At 50.9% G+C, this 6,931-nt stretch carries 5 protein-coding genes; all 5 read left to right on the top strand.

The features are described 5' to 3' along the window. The coding region (gene larB / locus VF260_12725; protein HEX7058043.1) for a nickel pincer cofactor biosynthesis protein LarB at positions 1–604 on the top strand (604 nt) is incomplete at its 5' end. Beyond that, positions 601–1,887, top strand: coding sequence for a nickel pincer cofactor biosynthesis protein LarC (gene larC / locus VF260_12720; GenBank protein ID HEX7058042.1), 1,287 nt, complete (start codon positions 601–603; stop codon positions 1,885–1,887). The genes larB and larC, both read left to right, overlap by 4 nt. Next, positions 1,875–2,531, top strand: a complete 657-nt coding sequence (locus tag VF260_12715) for a hypothetical protein (GenBank protein HEX7058041.1) — start codon at positions 1,875–1,877, stop codon at positions 2,529–2,531. The genes larC and VF260_12715 overlap by 13 nt, the downstream gene beginning before the upstream one ends. A gap of 779 nt (positions 2,532–3,310) precedes the next feature. Further along, positions 3,311–4,807 (top strand): stalk domain-containing protein, encoded by a 1,497-nt coding sequence (locus tag VF260_12710; GenBank protein ID HEX7058040.1) that lies wholly within the window; start codon positions 3,311–3,313, stop codon positions 4,805–4,807. 125 nt (positions 4,808–4,932) lie between these two features. Further along, on the top strand, positions 4,933–6,931 hold a 1,999-nt coding region (locus VF260_12705), incomplete at its 3' end, for an excinuclease ABC subunit UvrA (protein HEX7058039.1).

The following is a 6,931-nucleotide window of genomic DNA, read 5'->3' as shown; positions in this document are numbered from 1 at the left end:
GTTCGGGCTGGGCAAAACGACAGATCAAGTGGAGATTATCTTCACCAGGCTTGTTAAGACCCATGGCCGCGCTCTGGTCACGAGAGCGACCAGGGAAATGGCGGAGCGGATCGCCAAAATGTATTCTGCAGTTGAATATGACGCAACGTCCCGTTTGATTCGTTACGGAAAGAGCCCGAAAAAGCTTCCGGGCAAGGTGGCCATCCTCACCGGCGGGACATCCGATATTCCGGTAGCGGAAGAGGCGGCGGGAACTGCCGAATGGATGGGCTGTGAGGTAGACCGTATTTATGACGTAGGCGTTGCGGGAATCCATCGTCTATTGGCCCAGTTGGACAGGCTTCAAGAGGCATCGGTGGTTATTGTGGTTGCGGGCATGGAAGGAGCGTTGGCGAGCGTAGTGGGAGGGCTTGTCCGGAGGCCGGTCATTGCCGTCCCGACATCGGTCGGCTATGGCGCCAATTTGCAGGGATTGACCACGATGATGGCGATGCTAACTTCATGCGCATCGGGGGTTTCGGTGGTAAATATCGATAACGGTTTCGGCGGAGCGTATCAAGCGGCTGTTATTCTTCAACTTGTAGCGGAGGCGGGCAAACGATGAGAACCCTTTATTTGGATTGCGTATCGGGAATTGCGGGAGACATGGCTTTGTCTGCCCTGGTTGACCTGGGGGCTGATCCCGACTATATCATCAGGCACTTATCGGCGCTTCCGATCGATTCGTTCACGATGGAATTTGTGCCCGTCACGCGGAGGGGGATTTCCGCCAAATGGCTGAAACTTCATTTTGCCGGATCAGACGCACATCATCATCATCATGATCACCACCATCATCACGGTCATGATGACCGCAACCACGAACGTGACCATTACCACCACCATGAACATGTGCAGCATCATCATGAGCATCGAAGCGCGGCAAATATCTTGCGGATGATTGCAAACTCTTCGCTTCCCGAACGGGTGAAAGCGAGAAGTCAATCCATCTTTCGGGTTATCGCCGATGCGGAGGGAAAGATCCACGGCGTGGATCCCGATAAAGTGCATTTTCACGAAGTGGGCGCAATGGATTCGATTTTGGATATAATCGGTGTCTGCCTCGCTTTGGAAAGCTTGGGAGTCGATGAAACGATCGTTTCCCCCGTTCCCGTTGGGAGCGGAAGGGTGCGCATGGCGCACGGCGTCTATCCGATTCCGGCCCCTGCGACCGCGGAAATTTTAGTCGGGGTGCCTTTGTCGTCGTTCACTGCTCCGGGCGAATTGACCACGCCGACCGGCGCCGGCATCGTCAAGGCATTGGCCTCCGGTTTCGGTTCCATTCCCGCCGGGACGGTCGAAAAAATCGGGTACGGCGCCGGCACGAAGGATTTTGAACATCCGAACGTACTGCGAGCCATGTTGATTTCACGGGAGACGGAAAAAAGTCCCTTGGAATCGATCATTGTATTGGAAACCCAGGTGGATGACATGCGAGGCGAAACGCTTGGCTATGTGATGGATCGGCTTTTTGCGGCAGGAGCTCTCGATGTCTACTATACGCCGATTTATATGAAGAAAAACCGGCCCGGCGTCTTGATCACCGTCCTTTGCAGCCATGAGGCATGCGGGCGATGCGAAGGGATATTGTTCTCGGAAACTTCGACCTTTGGCGTGCGCCGGGCTGAAATGAAACGTCGGGCGCTTGCGCGCAAATGGGTGGAAGCCCATACGAAATACGGAACGATCCGGATCAAACAGGCTTACGACGGGGACCGTCTGGTCAAAGAATCCCCGGAATACGAAGACGTCGCGCAAGCGGCGCGTTCTTCGGGCGTCCCTTTGGAAACGGTCTATCGGGAGGCGCGCAAAGGAAGCGTAGGGAGCGGATCGGATTGGAATTCATAGGGGCTCTAACGTTATCCCTGCTGCTCGGTTTGCGTCACGGGTTGGACATCGATCACGTTGCGGCGCTGACGGACATTACGGGGGGCTGTCCCGGCACGAAAAAAGAACGGATGAAGCTCTCCTTGTGGTATGCGGGCGGTCACGAAGCGGTCGTATGTATGCTGGGATTCAGCATTATTTTATTTGCCTGGAGCATCCCGGTTTGGGCCGACAACGCGATGGGCAAGGTGATCGGCTTGACCCTGATCTTCATGGCAATCCTCATGCTTATAAGCCGTAGAAATGGGAAAAAAGCGAATCTCAGCCGCGGGATCACGATTTTCCGAAAGTTGAGCGGAAATCGGAATGGGCCGTTCACGTTCAATCGCCGGAACGTGTTCATTATCGGCCTCATCCATGGGATCGGAGCGGAAACCCCAACTCAGCTATTGTTGTTTACGACAGTTGCCGGCATGACTGCAAAGAACCATGGTCTGGTTGTGGTCGCGGTGTTCAGTCTGGGATTGTTGATTACGCATATTTTATTGGCTTTGGTCGGCGTGTGGATGCACGATCTGTCACGGAAATTGCGTCTGGCGTTTCCGGCTACGGTATATGCGGCTTCGCTTTTCAGCTTCGTTTTGGGTTTCAGTTACTTATTTTAATTTTGCCAATTCAAATCGGGGCCTTCTGGGGCGGGAGCATAAGCGGAGGTCATTTTAACTCGAACAGTGACGAAATCATGCGAAAAAACTTAATCATGCGGATCAAGCAGAACCGGTCACAGAATTTTATCGGACATTAAACTTCAAAATTTACTCCATGCGGGAACTGCGCAACGCTAACGGACGTAGCAGAGGCTATTTGCGGGAAAAAGGCTGAGCAAAAAATGTAACAGGCGCCACAGCGGCTATTCGCCATTTTTTTACCTGAATACCGTACAAAGTGCTAAAATAAGCGCACATACGTCCGTTAAACTGGAAAACCGGGCGTAAAACCCAAAATAGCCTCTGCCACGCCCGTTAGACCCGAAAGTCCATATCAAAACCGTAAGCCAACAAACTGACCGAGTTTCATAAGCCAAATCATAATAATGGTTGGGTAAAATCATTTTTTTAATTTTATGATTACATATGCCGAGATAAAAGAGATTTGAAGAGAAATAATGATTAAAATCACGATAGCCATTCCGCTATTGCCCACTGGATTTATTAAGGCCGTTAACAAATAAAATGCCATTATCGTTACAAGAACGATACCAAGAAAAAGGCCGACCAGCCTTGCGAAACTTTCACTTTTTGCCCGGTTATTCAACATTCTCCCTCCTTAGCAATACTTTACTTCGTTCGCGGTTCGCCGAAACCTTTTTATAATCGATTGCGTCTAACCACATGCATGAGTATAACATACAGAAGAGATTATCGCGGGTTAAAGGAGTGTTTCCATGAGGCGCATTTTGATCTGCATTGCCGTTTTTTTATTGTCGAGCACTGTTTCCGGCGCCGCCGCGGCATCCGGTTTGACCGATATTCAAAACTTCGCCGCCAATTCATTGACAAAATCGGACGGTTCTTATTGGGTGTGGGGCAATTCGTTTTTTTCGGTTCCTACCCAAATTACCGGATTAACGGATGTTTCATCGTCTTTCGGCCGAAATTATGCGGTGAAGTCGGATGGAACCGTTTGGCGGTGGGAAAAGCTCCCGTTTTCCCCCAAAGTTCATGTGTATCCTGTGCAAGGAATCTCGAATGCAATAGCTTCCAGTTATCATGAACCGCTGATTCTCGATAGTGCGGGCAACGTTTTTGCGTTGCCGACGCCTGAGCGGTTTGGCCAGGATAAGCTGCAAGCCAGATTGCTGCCGAATATCGGAAATGTGCGGGATATTTCGCAATACTACAGCTATAGGGATGGAAAAAGTGTGTGGCTTTTCTTGAAGCAGGATGGCACCGTTATGAAAAGCCAGGATTCCTGGCAAACTTTTGAACTTGTGCCCGATTTGCGCAATGTCGCAGACATCGAGGAAAATTTCGTCCTGAAAGACGACGGGACTGTTTGGGCATGGCCGAATGATTACAAGCAAACATATACTGACGAAGACAAGTCTGCGGGAAAAATCTTGACAAAAATAGCGGGATTGGAACATATCAAAAAGATTTACACGGGATACAGTACGAATTTGGCGATCGACGGCCAATCCCGTTTGTGGTTTTGGGGGGCAACGCTAACCGGATATTCGGACGGTACGTTTTATCACGAGCAGCCCGAACCGATTCTGATTCGTTCAATCGGCGATGTGCAAGATGCATTTTTAATATGGCGTTCTATCGTTGTGTACACCGGGGATGGCAGTCTTTACATTACGTCATTTGAAGGCGAAACGATGCCGAGCAATCCCAAATTTACCCGCATCGCTTCGGATGTGGTATCGGTTCAAATAGGCGACCGTCATATCATCATGCAAAAAAATGATGGCTCTCTCTGGGGATGGGGCGTCAATAAGTATGCAGATCTGGGCTATGGCGATTTCGTTTTTTCGTATAACCAACCCGTGCCGGTTCAACCGCCGATCACAGTCGAGTTAAATGGCAAAGCGGTTCAATTAAGCAATGGCGCTATCATGAAGAACGATCGTATTTTTGTCCCCATCCGATCAATCTTCGAAGATTTGGGTGCGGAAATTACGTGGAATAATGATACGAAAGTGGCAACTGTCGCAATGGAACAACCCGATAAAAGCCCCGTTACGATCAGCGTTAACTACAGAACCGGCGTGACGGATTTGAACGGCGGGCAAATTATTTTGCAGAATAAACCTTTTATCAACTATAATATTTCATATCTGCCAGCACGTTTCTTCAGTGAATCATTAGGGGCAAAAATCGCCTGGAATCAGCAAGAGCGAAAAGTTTCCATAACAATGCAGGCAAACGGCAAATAATGTACTTGTGCCCGCGGAAGAACAATAGGCCTGCGCACCGTTGCAGCGGGCCTTTTTGCCGCGAGTATACTTGCTGTTGCGATTGATCTGATCGGGTTCAAAAATATGGGTAAAGGAAGGTATTTATGTCCCAGGAATTTATTGAAATTCGCGGCGCCAGGGAGAATAACCTGAAAAATGTATCATTGCGCATTCCCAAGCGCAAAATTACCGTTTTTACCGGCGTATCGGGTTCCGGCAAGTCATCAATCGTTTTCGATACGATCGCCGCCGAATCTCAGCGCCTGCTGAACGAAAACTTCAGCATGTTCGTCCGCACTTTTTTGCCGCACATACCGCAGCCGGACGCGGATGCGATCGAAAACTTGAGCATGGCTGTGATTGTGGATCAAAAGCGGCTGGGCGGCGGATCTCATTCGACGATGGGCACGATTACCGATATTTCGCCGCTTGTCCGGTTGCTTTTTTCCAGGGTGGGCCAGCCCTATGTCGGACCTGCATCCATGTTTTCGTTTAACGATCCGCAAGGCATGTGTCCTCATTGCAACGGGATCGGACGCAGTCTTGGCGTCGACATCAAGAAAGCGGTGGATATGACAAAATCGTTGAATGAAGGGGCGATCCTGCTGCCGGGCTATACGGTTGGCAGTATGGATTGGAACCTGATCGTGCAGTTGGGGATTTTTGATCTTGACCAGAAGCTAAACGAATATCCGGAGGAGAAATTGGAACAGCTGCTGTACGGAAAGGCAAGGAAAGTGGCGGTGCAGTTCGGCGGGAAGACTGTGAACCTTACGGTGGAAGGCTGCGTCGAGAAGTTTACCAATAAGTACATCAAACGGGATCTGAAAACGTATTCCGAGCGCACTCAACAAACCGTCGCCCCGTACATCACCGAGGGTGTCTGCCCCAGCTGCCGCGGCGCGAGACTCAGTCCGGCTGCGCTTAACTGCCGGATCAACGGGCGGAACATTGCGGATATGTCCTCCATGGAGGTCGGACAGCTTATCCGCGTCATACAGGAGATTGACAACGCGAACGCCGCGCCGATTGTTAAATCGCTGACGGAGCGGCTACTGCATCTGGTGGATATCGGGCTTGACTACTTGACGCTTGATCGGGAGACGGATACATTGTCCGGCGGCGAGTCGCAGCGCGTCAAAATGGTAAAGCATCTGAGCGGCAGTCTGGTGGACGTCACTTATATTTTTGACGAGCCCAGTGTCGGTTTGCACCCGCGCGACGTACATCGGCTGAATGACTTGCTGCGGAAATTGCGCGACAAAGGCAATACGGTGATTGTCGTCGAGCATGATCCCGATGTGATCAAGGTGGCGGATCATATCGTCGATGTCGGGCCGCTTGCCGGCAGTCGCGGCGGCAAAATCGTGTATGAAGGAAGTCTGCAAGGATTGCTTGCGGCCAATACGATTACAGGCGCCCATATGAAACGGCCGCTTACGCTGAAGCACGCTTGCCGGCAGCCGTCCGGCATGCTGTCCATCAAGAATGCCACATTGCACAATCTGCGAAACGTAAGTGTAGATATTCCGACCGGAGTGCTGACTGTCGTTACGGGTGTCGCTGGCTCGGGCAAAAGCACACTGATTAATGAAGTATTCCTCAGTCAGCATCCCGATGCGATCGCCATCGACCAATCGGCGATAGGAGTGTCGACTCGTTCGAATCCCGCGACCTACACAGGCATCATGGATGATGTGCGCAAGGCATTTGCTTCCGCGAACAAGGTCAACCCGGGTTTGTTCAGCTTTAACTCCAAAGGGGCTTGCGAGAATTGCCAAGGATTGGGCGTCGTTTATACAGATTTGTCATTTCTCGAGGAAGTAAAGTTGCCATGCGAAGTTTGCGGCGGCAAACGATTCAAGGAAGAGGTGCTCGCGTACAAACTGAACGGCAAGTCAATCGCCGAAGTATTGGCGATGACCGTGGATGAGGCGCTGGACTTTTTTCAGCAAAAAGAGGTTGTGCGCAAGCTGCAGGCGTTGCATGATGTGGGGCTGAACTATCTTACGCTCGGCCAGCCGCTCAGTACGCTCTCGGGCGGGGAATGTCAGCGCATCAAATTGGCTAGCGAACTGCATAAGCAGGGCAGCATCTACGTAA

This window comes from Bacilli bacterium, from assembly GCA_036381315.1.
Classification (GTDB): Bacteria; Bacillota; Bacilli; order Paenibacillales; family KCTC-25726; genus DASVDB01.
Note: the sequence above shows the minus strand (reverse complement) of the source record. Positions and strands in the feature narration are given on the sequence as shown.